Annotated in this window: 12 protein-coding genes; 7 read left to right on the top strand and 5 right to left on the bottom strand. The window is 66.2% G+C overall.

Annotation, left to right across the window (positions count from 1 at the left end):
• Nucleotides 1–195: 195 nt before the first annotated feature.
• The gene (locus HU218_RS00660; RefSeq protein WP_174872990.1) at nt 196–930 is read left to right on the top strand and encodes a BPSS1780 family membrane protein; all 735 of its coding nucleotides are present in this window, start codon (nt 196–198) and stop codon (nt 928–930) included.
• A 33-nt stretch (nt 931–963) separates the two neighbouring features.
• Here the strand turns inward: HU218_RS00660 and HU218_RS00655 are convergent, their stop codons facing one another.
• Nucleotides 964–1422: a GNAT family N-acetyltransferase gene (locus HU218_RS00655; RefSeq protein ID WP_174872989.1), complete on the bottom strand. Its 459-nt coding sequence runs from the start codon at nt 1420–1422 to the stop codon at nt 964–966.
• A gap of 80 nt (nt 1423–1502) precedes the next feature.
• On the opposite strand from HU218_RS00655, the gene parC reads away from it, so the two are divergent.
• From parC to HU218_RS00640, 3 genes are read left to right on the top strand one after another with little or no spacing between them, the layout of a single operon-like run.
• The gene (gene parC / locus HU218_RS00650) at nt 1503–3851 is read left to right on the top strand and encodes a DNA topoisomerase IV subunit A (protein ID WP_217450669.1); all 2349 of its coding nucleotides are present in this window, start codon (nt 1503–1505) and stop codon (nt 3849–3851) included.
• A 3-nt stretch (nt 3852–3854) separates the two neighbouring features.
• Nucleotides 3855–5372, top strand: coding sequence for a two-component system sensor histidine kinase NtrB (locus tag HU218_RS00645; RefSeq protein WP_174872988.1), 1518 nt, complete (start codon nt 3855–3857; stop codon nt 5370–5372).
• A 27-nt stretch (nt 5373–5399) separates the two neighbouring features.
• Complete coding sequence (locus tag HU218_RS00640) at nt 5400–6722, top strand: sigma-54-dependent transcriptional regulator (RefSeq protein WP_174872987.1); 1323 nt, start codon at nt 5400–5402, stop codon at nt 6720–6722.
• 96 nt (nt 6723–6818) lie between these two features.
• Here the strand turns inward: HU218_RS00640 and HU218_RS00635 are convergent, their stop codons facing one another.
• Both HU218_RS00635 and HU218_RS00630 read right to left on the bottom strand, forming a co-directional pair.
• Nucleotides 6819–8837, bottom strand: a complete 2019-nt coding sequence (locus HU218_RS00635; RefSeq protein ID WP_174872986.1) for a methyl-accepting chemotaxis protein — start codon at nt 8835–8837, stop codon at nt 6819–6821.
• A 154-nt stretch (nt 8838–8991) separates the two neighbouring features.
• Nucleotides 8992–9867, bottom strand: a complete 876-nt coding sequence (locus tag HU218_RS00630; protein ID WP_174872985.1) for a LysR family transcriptional regulator — start codon at nt 9865–9867, stop codon at nt 8992–8994.
• Between the two features lie 103 nt (nt 9868–9970).
• Between HU218_RS00630 and HU218_RS00625 the strand changes: the two genes are divergently transcribed.
• Nucleotides 9971–10900, top strand: a complete 930-nt coding sequence (locus HU218_RS00625) for a DMT family transporter (protein WP_174872984.1) — start codon at nt 9971–9973, stop codon at nt 10898–10900.
• A complete protein-coding gene (locus tag HU218_RS00620; protein WP_217450668.1) occupies nt 10888–11091 on the top strand; it encodes a 2-hydroxymuconate tautomerase family protein in 204 nt (67 codons plus the stop codon). The genes HU218_RS00625 and HU218_RS00620 overlap by 13 nt, the downstream gene beginning before the upstream one ends.
• Nucleotides 11092–11171: 80 nt before the next feature.
• Here the strand turns inward: HU218_RS00620 and HU218_RS00615 are convergent, their stop codons facing one another.
• Complete coding sequence (locus HU218_RS00615; protein WP_174872982.1) at nt 11172–11552, bottom strand: hypothetical protein; 381 nt, start codon at nt 11550–11552, stop codon at nt 11172–11174.
• 188 nt (nt 11553–11740) lie between these two features.
• On the opposite strand from HU218_RS00615, the gene HU218_RS00610 reads away from it, so the two are divergent.
• Nucleotides 11741–12505: a substrate-binding periplasmic protein gene (locus HU218_RS00610; RefSeq protein ID WP_174872981.1), complete on the top strand. Its 765-nt coding sequence runs from the start codon at nt 11741–11743 to the stop codon at nt 12503–12505.
• A 60-nt stretch (nt 12506–12565) separates the two neighbouring features.
• On the opposite strand, the gene argH is transcribed toward HU218_RS00610, so the two are convergent.
• A complete protein-coding gene (gene argH / locus HU218_RS00605) occupies nt 12566–13948 on the bottom strand; it encodes an argininosuccinate lyase (RefSeq protein WP_174872980.1) in 1383 nt (460 codons plus the stop codon).
• Nucleotides 13949–14092 lie beyond the last annotated feature (144 nt).

Here is a 14092-nt window from a genome sequence, read left to right as displayed (position 1 = left end):
AACTTGTAGGGAACCGGAACAACGGTGTCATGCCAATACCATCGGCAGGGGTAACCGTTGCGAAATCATGGGATTATCGCCGATTTTGTCGCAGCGCGGCAACCTCGCCAACCCGCGCCGGTGCTGGTTTTGCGGCGTAATAAAATTACTTTGCCGCCGGCTGTAGTCGCGGCGGTACCAAAACGGAGTGAACTGGTGATCGAATCTCCCCCTTCCCATGCCTTCGCGCCACGGCGTGTGCCGCTGGGTAACGGCTGGCGCTGGGTGCAGCAGGCATTTTTCCTGGTACGCGAGCAGCCGCTGACCTGGGTGCTGTTTGCGTCCTGTTATCTGGGCCTGCAACTGCTGCTGGGCATGCTGCCGGTTATCGGCCAGCTGCTGTCCATCATGGTGGCGCCCTTGTTTGCCGGCAGCTTCGTGCTGGCGGCGGCGCGCGCCGACAAGGGCGAGACGCTGCGGCCGGCGGAGGTGCTGGCGGCATTCCAGGACTTTTCCCGCCCGCTGATCGGACTGGGGCTGAGCTATTTCGGCGCGCTGGTGCTGGCGATGCTGCTGCTCATGCTGCTGCTGATGGGGCTGGTGGGCGGCATGCACGACCCGCAACAGATGCAGGCGCTGCCGCTGGGGCAGCAGCTGCTGGGCGGGGCGTTGCTGGCCGGCGGCCTGTTCGTGGCCTCGTTGCTGTACTGGTTTGCGCCGGCGGCGGTGGTGTTGGCCGGTTTCGACCCGCTGCGCGCCATGCGTCGCAGCCTGGCCGGCGGCTTGCTCAACTGGCCGGCGGTGCTGTTGTGCGGTGTGGCGCTGGCGGCGCTGCTGTTCCTCGCCATGCTGCCGTTCGGACTCGGCTTGCTGCTGTGGCTGCCGGTGATGTTCGTGGCGGTGTACATGGCATGGCAGGACGTGTTCGGCAGCGGGCTGCCGCAGCGCTGATAAGGTTGGCCGCACGCAGCCAACCTTCACGGCTTACTCGCGGCGCATGTCCAGATGCGGGATGCCGCCATCGTCGTATGGCGCGGAGACCGGCACAAAACCGAAGCTCTGGTAGAAACCCTGGCGGTCGGCCTGGGCCGACAGCATGATGGCGCGGCCCGGAAACAGCGTCAGACAATGCTGCACCGCCTGTTGCAGCAACGGTTTGGCCAGGCCACTGCCGCGCAGCGGCTGCGGGATCACCACCCGGCCGATGGCGCTGGCGTCCGGATACTTCACCCCGGGGGCGATCAGCCGCGCGTAGGCCACCAGCTGGCCCTGCTCGTCGCGGCCGGACAGGTGCCAGCAGTCCAGGTCCACGCCGTCGATGTCGCCGTACAGCGACTGCTGCTCCAGCACGAATACCCGATCGCGCAGTTGCAGCACTTCATACAATGCCCGTGCCGAAAAATCGCCAAACCCGTGGCATTGCCACCGTACCTGACTTGCCATAGTACAATCCTCGAACTTTCACTTTCGTGATCCGAACATACCACGGCGTGCGCCCTGCACGCCGGCTGCGATCCCCATATATGAGCCACAACGACGACCTGTTTAGCGTAGCGGATGTGTCCGAGCCGCCGCCGCCCGCCCCGCCGGCGGCCAACCTTGCCGTGGACGACGGCAGCATTCCGCTCGACCTCTATGCCGAGCGTGCCTATCTCGAATACGCGATGAGCGTGGTGAAGGGCCGCGCGCTGCCGGAAGTGGCCGACGGCCAGAAGCCGGTGCAGCGCCGCATCCTGTACGCCATGCGCGACATGGGGCTGGTGCATGGCGCCAAGCCGGTGAAATCCGCCCGCGTGGTCGGTGAAATCCTAGGTAAATACCACCCGCACGGCGACAGCTCGGCCTACGAGGCGCTGGTGCGCATGGCGCAGGACTTTACCCTGCGCTACCCGCTGATCGACGGCCAGGGCAACTTCGGCTCGCGCGATGGCGACGGCGCGGCGGCGATGCGTTACACCGAGGCGCGGCTGACGCCGATCGCCGAGCTGCTGCTGTCCGAGATCGACATGGGCACCGTGGACTTCGTGCCCAACTACGACGGCGCCTTCGACGAGCCGGCGCTGTTGCCGGCCCGGCTGCCGATGGTGCTGCTCAACGGTGCCTCCGGCATCGCGGTGGGCATGGCCACCGAGATCCCGCCGCACAACCTGAAGGAAGTGGCCTCCGCCGCGCTGGCGCTGCTGGCCAATCCGGAGCTCACCACCGCCGAGCTGATGCAGCATGTGCCGGGGCCGGACTTCCCCGGCGGCGGCCAGATCATCACCCCGAGCGAGGACATCCAGGCCGCCTACGAGGTTGGCCGCGGCAGCGTGCGCGTGCGCGCCAAGTGGGAAGTGGAAAAGCTGGCGCGCGGCCAGTGGCGGGTGATCGTCTCCGAGCTGCCGCCGGGCTCCAGCGCGCAGAAAGTGCTGGCCGAGATCGAGGAAGCCACCAACCCGAAGGTGAAATCCGGCAAGAAGGCGCTGACCCAGGATCAGCAGAACCTGAAGAGCCTGATGCTGTCGCTGCTCGATCGCGTACGCGACGAGTCCGACAGCGAGCAGCCGGTACGGCTGGTGTTCGAGCCGAAATCCAGCCGCCAGGATCCGGACGAGTTCATGAACATCCTGCTGGCGCAGACCAGCCTGGAAGGCAATGCCTCGCTCAACCTGGTGATGATCGGCATGGACGGCCGTCCGGCGCAGAAGGGCCTGAAAACCATCCTCGCCGAATGGCTGCAGTTCCGCCAGCACACCATTACCCGCCGCCTGAACTACCGGCTGGGGCAGGTCGACAAGCGCATCCACATCCTGGAAGGGCGCATGATCGCCTTCATCCATATCGATGAAGTGATCCGCGTGATCCGCGAGTCGGACGAGCCGAAACCGGACCTGATGAAGGCGTTCGGCCTCACCGAGTTGCAGGCCGAGGACATCCTGGAAATCCGTCTGCGCCAGCTGGCGCGCCTGGAAGGCTTCAAGCTGGAGAAGGAGCTGTCCGAGCTGCGCGACGAGCGCGACCGCCTGCGCTACCTGCTGGGCAGCGAGGCCGCGCTGCGCGGCAAGATGGCCGAGGAAATCCGCGAGGATGCCGCCAAGTACGGCGATGCGCGCCGCAGCGAGATCAAGGTCGCCGAGCGCGCGGTGCTGACCCAGACCATTGCCGACGAGCCGGTGACGGTGATCCTGTCGCAGAAGGGCTGGATCCGCGCCCGCGTCGGCCACAACGTCGACCTGTCGGCGCTGAGCTTCAAAGATGGCGATGCACTGCACACGGTGGTGGAAACCCGCACCGTGTGGTCGCTGATCGTGCTGGACAGCAAAGGCCGCGCCTACACCATCGACCCGGCCGACGTACCGACCGGTCGTGGCGACGGCGTGCCGGTGGCCAGCCTGGTGGAACTGCAGGACGGTGCCAAGCCGGCGCAGATGATTTCCGGCAAGGACGACGAGCGCTTCGTGGTCGGCGGCAGCGGTGGCTACGGCTTCATCGCCAAAATCGCCGACATGGCCGGCCGGGTGAAGGCCGGCAAGGCGTTCATCACCCTGGACGCCGGCGAGACCGTGCTGGCGCCGGTGAAGGCGGCGGCCAACCTGGACACCATGCGGCTGGTGGTCGCCAGCGATGGCGGCCGCCTGCTGGCGTTCCCGGCCAGCGAACTGAAGGAGCTGGCCAAGGGCCGCGGCCTGATGCTGCTGGCGCTGGAGGCCGGCGAGGCGGTCACCGCCTTCGGTCTGGTGGCCGGCGAGCGCGCGCTGCTGGCGACCACCTCGGTGCGCGGCAAGGTGGCGGACGAAAAGCTGGCACTGGCCGAGTTCGACGGCAAGCGTGGCCGCAAGGGCAAGCTGCTGCCGAAGAAGTGGACAATCACCGCCATCCGCGACGTGGACTAAGCCATGCCGGCGCCCGTGCTGATTCCGCTGTCGCCGAAACGGGCGCTGCATTATTTCAACCTGTTCCGCGCGGTGTGCGTGGCGGTGCTGCTGATCATGACGCAGTGGGCATCGCCGATGCTGGTGCCGGGGCGGGCGATGGGCGGCTGGGCATGGCTGTATGGCGGGCTGATCATCTTCGCCATGTTGCTGCCGCGCCTGCGGCTGCCGCTGAACTGGGCGCTGACGCTGACGCTCGCCGGCGACATCCTGCTGCTGGTGACTTTCATGCAGCACTACGGCGGGGTGCAGAGCGGTTTCGGCATGCTGCTGCTGCCGTTCCTGGCGGTCGCCAGCATGCTGGTGCCACCGCGGATCGCCGCCTTTTATGCCGCGCTGGCGACACTGGTGCTGTTCGGCAGTGTGCTGTGGTTCGCCGACGGATCGCAGCAGCAACGCGAGCTGTTCCAGGCCGCCATGCTGGCGATTGCCGGCTTTGTCACCAGCGGCCTCACCTCGCTGCTGGGCAACAAGGCGCGCGTGTCGGAACAGTTGGCCGCGGTGCGCAGCGGCGAGCTGGCCAGCCTCAACCGCGTCAACGCGCTGGTGCTGCAGGCGCTGCGCGAGGCGGTGGTGGTACTGGACGACAACGGCCTGGTGCAGCACTTCAACAGCCGTGCCGAGCGGGTGTTTGGCCGCATCCAGCGCGACAGCAGCCTGCCGGAGCTGGCACCGCTGCTGCGCCGCTGGCGCTTGCAGGGTTGTCCGTCGCATGCGCAGACGCTGGAACTCAATGTGCGCGGCCAGCTGCTGCTGGGGCGCATGCTGCCGCTGGCGGTCGGCGAGGTGCGGCTGGTGGTGATCTTCCTGCAGAACGTGGCCGAGCTGGCGGCCGAGGCGCAGCGCATCAAGCTCACCGCGCTGGGGCGGCTCACCGCCAATATCGCGCACGAGATCCGCAATCCGCTGGCGGCGATCAGCCAGGCCGCCGAGCTGCTGGGCGAGGAAGCCAGCGATGACGGCAGCCGCCGGCTGGCGGCGATGGTGCATGCCAACAGCCGGCGCATCAACCACCTGGTCGAGGAAGTGCTGCAGCTGAACCGCCGCGACCGGGTAAAAGCCGAGGCGATCACGCTGCGGCCGTTTCTCGCCGCGCTGGTGGAAGACTTCCTGCTGGCCAACCCTGCTGCTGCCGGCGGCATCGTCTGCCGTGTCATGGTGGAGCACACCGTGCGTTTCGACCGCGGCCATCTGCAGCAGATACTCACCAACCTGATCAGTAATGGCTGGCGCTACAGCAGCCGCTCGCCCGGTGCGGTGAGCGTGGAGGTGGACGAGGACAGCATCCGCGTGCGTGACGATGGTCCGGGGGTGGACGAGCAGGCGCAAAGCCGGCTGTTCGAACCGTTCTTCACCACCGAAAGCAGCGGTACCGGCTTGGGGTTGTATATTGCGCGCGAGCTGGCCGAGGCCAACGGTGCGCGTCTGGACTATATCGGGCCCGGTGGCTGTTTCCGCCTGGCCCTGCCAAGCACTGCCTGAGGGCAGCGCGATGATTGAGAACACGCCATGAGCCGAGTGCTGATTGTTGACGACGAACCGGATATCCGCGAACTGCTGGCGCTGACGCTGGGCAAGATGGGGCTGGCGGTGGAGACCGCCGGCAGTGTCGCCGAAGCGCAGCGCATGTTGGCCGCCAGCCACTACGACCTGGCGCTGACCGACATGCGCCTGCCGGACGGCGAAGGGCTGCAGGTGGTGCAGTACATTGCCGACGCTGGGCTGGACGTGCCGGTGGCGGTGATTACCGCCTACGGCAGCACCGAGAATGCGGTGGCAGCGATGAAGGCCGGCGCGTTCGACTATCTGGCCAAACCGTTGAGCCTGGCGGCATTGCGCTCGCTGGTGAAATCGGCGCTGGGGGTGCGCGACGTGGCCGCCGCGCCGGCTGGCGGCCTGCGCTTGCAGGGCGAATCGCCGGCGATGCAGGAAGTGCAGCGGCTGATCGCCAAGCTGGCGCGCAGCCAGGCGGCGGTGTTCATCCACGGCGAATCCGGTACCGGCAAGGAGCAGGCGGCACGCAGCATCCACGAGCAGGGGCCGCGTGCCGGCAAGCCGTTCGTGGCGGTGAACTGCGGCGCCATTCCGGAAACGCTGGTGGAAAGCGAGTTCTTCGGCAGCAAGAAGGGCGCCTTTACCGGTGCCGATGCCGACCGCGACGGCTTCTTCCAGCAGGCGCACGGCGGCACGCTGTTCCTCGACGAGGTCGCCGACTTGCCGCTGGCGATGCAGGTGAAGCTGCTGCGCGCGATCCAGGAAAAAACCGTGCGCAAGCTGGGGGCGGCGCAGGAAGAAGCGGTGGACGTGCGCATCCTGTCCGCCAGCCACAAGAACCTGGCGCAGCTGGTGGCCGATGGCGCCTTCCGCCAGGACCTGTACTACCGGCTGAACGTGATCAGCCTGGCGATGCCGGCGCTACGCGAGCTGCGCGACGATCTGCCGCGCTTCATCGGCGCCCTGCTGGAACGCTACGCCGGTGCCGAACGGCCACGGCTGAGCGCGGAAGCGGTGCAGGCGCTGCTGGGCTACCACTATCCGGGTAATTTCCGCGAGCTGGAAAACATCCTCGAACGGGCGGTGGCGTTGTGCAGCGATGGCCGGATCGATCCGGCCGATCTGCAGTTGGGCGGAGTCGTGGCCAGTGACGCGCCCGGCGTGACGCCCAACGGCGGCGAAACGCTGCAGGATTACCTGGACCGGGTGGAGCGCGGCGTGATTGAGGCGGCACTGGCGCAAAGCGGCGGCAACCGCACCCAGGCCGCCAAGCTGCTGGGGGTGAGCTTTCGTTCGCTGCGTTACCGGCTGGAGCGGCTGGGGATGAAGGAACAGTAAAACGGCAACAGGCGCGGCCAACGGCAGCGCCTGTTTTGTGTTGTGACTTAGGGTTGCCGTCGTGACAAGGTTGGCCGCAAGCGGCCAACCTCCGGCTCAGACGGTGAAGCGTGCCACCGCCTGACGCAGCTGCTGCGCCAGCGCGGTCATCTCGCAGGCGGCCAGCGAGGCATCGCGGGCCTTCTGGTGGTTCTGGTCGGCTTGCTGTGCCACGCGTTCCACGTTGTGGGCGATGTCGAGGCTGGCGGTACTCTGCTCGCGCAGTGCATCGGCAATGCCGACCACCGCCTGTTCCACCTGCTGCGCGCCGTTGCGGATGTCCTGCAGGCTGTCGCCGGCCTCGCTGGCGGCCTTCACCCCGGTTTCCACCTGCAGCGCGGCGCTGCTCATGCTGGCTACCGCCAGTTGTGCCTCGTCCTGGATGCGGCCAACGATGCCGGTGATCTCCAGCGTCGATTGCGTGGTGCGCTCGGCCAGCTGGCGCACTTCGTCGGCCACCACCGAGAAGCCGCGGCCCATCTCGCCGGCACGGGCCGCCTCGATGGCGGCGTTCAGCGCCAGCAGATTGGTCTGGTCGGCAATCTCGCGGATCACCGTCACCACGCGGCTGATCTGCTCCGAGCGTTCGCCCAGCTGGGTCACGGTATTGGCGGTGTCGCCGGAGGCGGCGGCGATTTCGCGCATGGTTTCCACCGTGCGGCCAACGATTTCCTCGCCGCTGCGCGAGACCTGGTCGGACTGCAGCGCCAGTTCGCGCGCGCTGCCGGCATGCTGGCTGACCTGGCTGATGCTGTGGGTCATTTCTTCCACGCTGGCGGCCATCGCCGACACCGCCTCGCTCTGCTGGCTGGAGCTTTCCGCCACATCGTCGGCCAGCTGCGACACGTTGTGGGCGTTGCGGCCCAGACCGTCCACGCCCTGGTTTACTTCGCTGATCAGCTGGCGCAGTTCCTGGCACATATGGTCGCTGGCCGCCAGCACCTGGCCGATCTCGTCACCGCGATCGACTGCGATGCGGCTGCTCAGGTCGCCGGTGGCGATGCGGCGGGTGACGGCCACCAGTCGCGCCAGCGGCTGGCTGACCCAGTAGCGCATGGCAAAGTGCACGATCAGCAACAGCAGCACAATCACCGCCAGCGTGCCCAGCAGCATGTTGAGCTGCATCTCGCGCGGCTCACGCACCAGCTCGTCCTGGTAGGCGCCGGTGGCCACCAGCCAGCCCCAGCGCGGATAGCTCTGGAAGGTGGTCAGCTTGCGGCGCGGCTTGTCGCTGCCCGGGTCCAGCCACAGATAGCTGATCTGGCCGTTCTGCTGCTGCAGCATGTTCTTGATGAAGGGATTGCCGTCGGCATCGGTCTTGTCCAGCAGGTTCTTGCCTTCCGCCGTCGGGTGGATCAGCAGATCGCCCGGATGCAGGCGGGCATCCACCACGAACACGTAACCGCTGTCGCCGATCTTGATCGACAGGATCTTTTGCCTCAGTGCCTGCAGTCCTTCGGTGTTGTCGATGCCGACAAACAGTGCGCCCACCAGTTGGCCGCCGGCATCCTTCAGCGGCTGGTAATGGGTCATGTAATCGCGGCCGAACAGGCGCGCCGGGCCGGTATAGGGTTGGCCGCTGCCCAGCAGCGCATAGGCCGGATTGTCGTGATCCAGCGTGGTACCCACGGCGCGATTGCCGTCTTCTTTCTTCAGCGAGGAGCTGATGCGCAGGAAGTCGCTGCCGTTTTTCACGAATACCGTCGCGACGTTGCCGGTGGCCCGGGTGTAGTTGTCGACCAGCGCCGTATCGTCATTCAGCGGCTGGCTACCGGCGTACAGCGCCGGGGCGGATGCCGGCGCCGAGGCATCCAGACGCAGCGCGCCCGGCAGGTTGGCCGCCAGCAATCTGCTGCTTTGCTGTGCATTGTCTTCCAGCACATGGGCGTAGGCGTCGATGGTGTCGATCACCTGCTGGTTGGTGGTCTGCATATTGCCGATGGCGCGGGCTTCCATGCGGTTGCCGAGCCAGTCGCTCAGCAGGAAGCCGGCCAGACCGAGGACGAGGAGCAGCGCGGCGCTCAGCAGCAGGCCAAGCTTGTGCGCCAGGGAAAGCGATTTGGGGGTGGTAGGCATGGCGGGTCACGGTGGGTGGTTGATACGACAGTAGCCAGTAATGGCGAACACAGTATTTTGAGAATGTATCTCATTAAAAACAAAGCGATAGCCATTGTATTGCCATGACTTTGAGATATTTTGATGCATATCAAATAGCCGGCTAATGCCTTGATCAATCAGCATTTTTTTGACTGCCGTCAGTCGCGGCGCGCAGGCGCGCGGCAAGGGCGTCGATGGCCGGCGCATGCTGGCCGCGACGGCGGATCAGCACCGTGTCGGCAATGGCCAGCTGCGGCGGCAGCGGGTGGCAGGCCACATTGTCGGCGGCCGGGGTGATCGCCAGCAGCGCCTGCGGCACCAGCGCCAGCCCCATGCCGCTGGCGGCGCAGCTGATCATGGCGTGGTAGGAATCCAGCTCCACCAGCCGGTCCACCACGCAGCCGCTGTCGTCCAGCCAGCGTTCCAGCCGCTGGCGGTAGGCGCAGCCGCGGTCGAAGGCCAGCAGGGTGTGCGGGCCGCTGCCCGGCGTCACCTGCTGGCCGAGGGCACTGATCAGCAGCAGGGTTTCGCGGCAGAACGGCTGGCTTTCCAGCCGCGGTTCCAGCACCGGGCCGCAGACCAGCGCGCAGTCCAGCTCGCCGGCCAGCACCGCGGCAATCAGTTGCGCGGTGGGGGCGGTGCGCAGCTCCAGCCGCACCTGCGGGTAGCGCTGGTGGAAGTCGGCCAGCAGCGGCGGCAGCCGCACCGCGGCGGTGTTCTCCATCGCCCCGAGGCGCAACACGCCGGACGGGGTATCGCCGCTGACGGCCTGGCGCGCCTCGTCGGCCAGCTGCAGCAGCCGGCCGGCATAACCCTGCAGTACCCGTGCCGCCAGGGTTGGCCGCAGCTGCTTGCCTTCGCGTTCGAACAGCGGCACGCCCAGGCTTTCTTCCAGCTGGCGGATGCGGGTGGTGACATTGGACTGCACCCGGTGCAGGCGGCGCGCGGCGGCGGTGACGCCGCCTTCCTGCAGTACGGCCTGGAAAATGCGCAGATCGCTCAAGTCCATGATCGTTCTCGTTTCGGGATTGATGTAATCATATTAATTCATTTTTCAGGATGCTTTGGCGGCGTCACACTGCGCGCATCGTGTGGTTGCCAAGGAGCCTGTCATGACCAGTCTTTCCCTGCGGCAAGGGTATCTTGCCGCCTTCGCCGCCGTTGCCATCTGGAGCGGCTTCATGCTGGTAGCGCGAGCCGGCGGCCACAGCGGGCTGACGCCGTATGATGTGCTGGGCTTGCGGCTGGCCATCGCCAGCCTGTTGCTGTGTTTTCTGGGGTTGCCGCCGCGGGCCAGCTGGCGCGATGGCCGGCTGTGGCTGCTGGCGCTGATCGGCTGCATCGGATTTTGCCTGCTGTGCTACAGCGCGGTGCAGTGGGTGCCGGCGGCGCATGTGGCGCTGCTGATTCCGGGGCTGCAGCCGTTCCTGATGGCGCTGTTGCTGGTGCTCGGCGGCCAGGGTTGGCCGCCGGCGCGGCAATGGCCGGGCTATGGGCTGATGGCGCTGGGCGTGGGCTTGCTGGCGTTACCGCTGCTGCAGGGGCTGGCCGCTACGCAGCAATGGCTGGGCGATGGCTTGCTGCTGGCCGCATCGTTGCTGTGGGCGCTGTACGGCATGCTGGCCCGGCGCTGGCAGCTGCCGGCGTGGCAGCTTACCGCCTTCGTTACCCTGGCATCGGCGGTGCTGTATCTGCCGGTTTACCTGTTGTGGCTGCCCAAGGGGCTGGGCCAGGTGCCGCTCGGCACCGTGGTCGGGCTGGGGATATTCCATGCCGTGGTGCCGGCGATTGTCGGCATGCTGGTGTACCTGCGGGCGGTCAACGCGCTGGGAGCGGCCCGGATGTCGGCGCTGATGGCGCTGATCCCGGTGCTGACCGGCATGCTGGCAGTGCCGCTACTGGGCGAGCCGCTGGATGCCGCGCTGGCGGCGGCGCTACTGTGCGTATCGGTGGGGGCGTGGCTGGTGGCACGCAGCGGACAAGGCGGCAGCACAAGGTTGGCCGCAAATACTTTCAGCAAGGAGCAAACATGCCGTACGTGAATATCAAGATTACCCGCGAGGGGGCTACTGCCGAGCAGAAGGCCGAGTTGATTGCCGGGGTGACCAGCCTGTTGCAGCAGGTGCTGGGCAAGAACCCGGCCACCACCGTGGTGGTGATCGACGAGGTGGACACCGACAACTGGGGCATCGGTGGCGAGAGTGTCAGCGTGCGCCGCGCGCGCGGCAGCTAGCCTGCGTCTTGCCGCCGCGGTGGCCGCAAAGCAATACCCCGCCGCGGCGGGGTATTGTCTGTTGCGCGGGCAGTCGCTACTTAGTTGCTGCCGGCATCCTTCACGCATTTCTGCATGAAGCTCTTCTTGGCGGCGCCGGCCAGTTTCTTCTCGGCGGCCTTGTTCTCGCACACGCCCTGGGCACTCGGTGCCTGGGCCTTCATGTCTTTCTGGCACTTCTGCACGAAGCTGTTCTTGGCCGCGCCGGCCAGTTTCTTCTCGGCGGCCTTGGCTTCGCAAGTCGCGCCACCGGCGGCCATCGGCATGGCGCCTTTCATGTCTTTCTCGCATTTCTTCATGAAACTGCTTTTGGCCGCGCCGGCCAGTTTCATCTCGGCGGCTTTGGCTTCACAGGCATTATCGGCGGCGAAAGCACCGCTGGCGGTCAAGGCCAGGGCGGCCAGCAACAACAGTTTGCGCATGATGGTTCCTTTCTGACATGGAGATGGACAGCTGCATAGTGCTCCGTCGTGGCCTGCGGTGCAATCCTTATGCCACAGGCGTCACAGTAATGTCATGCGCTGTCGGCATCCTGGCACCATCATGACAGTTGACTCGGCGCTGTCTGTCGCACACAGTTGACCGCTCAAACAATTGACATAGGGCCATCATGGCTGCTTCAAAGCTGTTGCGCTTGCTGCTATTGCTTGCCTTGCCGGCAGGGGCGGCCGTGCCGGTGCGGGTGCTGGTCAATGACCAGCCGGCGGCGCCCTATATCACCGGCGAGGGGCCTTCGCTGGCCTCGCCGCCGGGTCTGGCGGTGGAACTGCTGCAACAGGCGGCGACGTCATGCAATGTCAACTTGCAGCTGCAGCGGCAATCCAGCCTGCGCCAGTTGCAGGCGCTGCGCAGCGGGGCGGCCGATGCCATCCTGCTGCTGTCGTATAACGCGGAGCGGGCCGCTTTCGCACACTACCCGCTGCGTGACGGCAAGCCGGACAGCCGTTACCGGCTGGCTACCCTGAGCTACAGCTTCTTTGTGCGCAAAGGCAGCAAGCTGCAATGGGACGGCGAACATTTGCTGGGGCTGGATGATGGCAAGGTCGGTACCGATCTGGGCTGGTCGGTGGCCAGCGACCTGATGCGCAAGGATATTGCGGTGGAAGGTGCGGTGGGGGTGGAGGCCAACCTGGCCAAGCTGCGCGCCGGGCGCATCGCCGCCTATGCGGTGCATAACACCCTGGCCGAAGCCTATCTGCAGGGCAGCCACGACGTGGTCGCCTTGCAACCAGCTATCAGTACCAAGGATTACTTCCTGCCGTTCAGCCGGCGTTTTGCCGCCGAACACCCGCAGGAGGTGCAATGCCTGTGGCAGCACATCGCCAATCAGCGCGAGGCGTTACTGCTGCAGCGCGGAGCGGCTTACGGCCAATAAGCGCTAGCCGGCAACAAAAAAGCCACCGCGTGCGGTGGCTTTTTGCTGGCGGCCAAGGTGTCAGCCGGCCAGACGCGCACGGTGGCGGGCGATCTGCGCGCGCACCTGGTTCGGCGCGGTGCCGCCGACGTGGTCGCGCTGCGCCAGCGAGCCTTCCGGCGTCAGCACGGTGAACACGTCCTGCTCGATCAGGGTGCTGAACTCGCGCAGTTTTTCCAGGCTCAGGTCGGCGATGTCCACGCCCTGCAATTCGGCATGGCGCACGGTCAGCGCCACCACTTCGTGGCTGTCGCGGAACGGCATGCCCTTCTTCACCAGATAGTCGGCGAGGTCGGTGGCGGTGGCGAAGCCCTGCAGCACTGCGGCGCGCATCGCCTCTTTCTTCACCGTGATGCCGCGCATCATGTCGGCGTAGATGCGCAGGGTGTCGATCAGCGTGTCGGCGGTGTCGAACAGCGGTTCCTTGTCTTCCTGGTTGTCCTTGTTGTAGGCCAGCGGCTGCGCCTTCATCAGCGTGACCAGCGCGATCAGGTGGCCGACCACGCGGCCGGATTTGCCGCGCACCAGCTCCGGCACGTCCGGATTTTTCTTCTGCGGCATGATCGAGCTGCCGGTGCAGAAGCGGTCGGCGATGTCGATGAAGCCGACGCGCGGGCTCATCCACAGGATCAGCTCTTCCGACAGGCGGGACAGGTGCACCATCACTAAGCTTGCGGCGGCGGTGAATTCGATGGCGAAGTCACGGTCGGACACCGCGTCCAGCGAGTTGTGGCACACGTCGTCGAAGCCCAGCAGCTGAGCGGTGTGGAAGCGGTCGATTGGGAAAGTGGTACCGGCCAGCGCGGCGGCACCCAGCGGCAGGCGGTTCACCCGCTTGCGGCAATCGGTCATGCGCTCGGCGTCGCGGCCCAGCATCTCGACGTAGGCCAGCATGTGGTGGCCGAAAGTCACCGGCTGCGCCACCTGCAGGTGGGTGAAGCCCGGCATCACGGTGTCGGCATTGGCCTCGGCCAGATCCAGCAGGCTGCTCTGCAGCTCGGCGATGAAGCCGACGATGGTGTCGATCTGCGCGCGCAGCCACAGGCGGATGTCGGTGGCGACCTGGTCGTTACGGCTGCGGCCGGTGTGCAGGCGCTTGCCGGCGTCGCCGATCTTGTCGGTGAGGCGACGCTCCACGTTCATGTGCACGTCTTCCAGGTCCACGCTCCACTCTAAGTTGCCGGCGCGGATGTCGGCGATGATCTCGCTCATGCCCTGGCGGATCGCCGCCAGATCGGCATCGGACAGCACGCCGCACTTGTTCAGCATCGCGGCGTGGGCCAGCGAGCCTTCGATGTCGAACTCGGCCAGGCGGTTATCGAAGTTCACGGAGGCGGTGTATTTCTTCACCAGTTCGGAAACCGGTTCCGAGAAACGGCCGGACCAGGCGTGCGAGTCTTGCATGATGGATGTCCCAAAGTTGTAAATGTGCGACGACTATGGGCAAGGATTATAGGTTGGCCGCACCGTGCGGCCAACCTTGCCGGCAAATCGCACGGCCGGGCCGATAAAAAAAGCCGCCCATCCTTGCGGATGAGCGGCTGCCGG

The organism is Vogesella oryzae, assembly GCF_902829295.1.
GTDB classification, from domain to species: Bacteria; Pseudomonadota; Gammaproteobacteria; order Burkholderiales; family Chromobacteriaceae; genus Vogesella; species Vogesella oryzae.
Note: the sequence above shows the minus strand (reverse complement) of the source record. Positions and strands in the feature narration are given on the sequence as shown.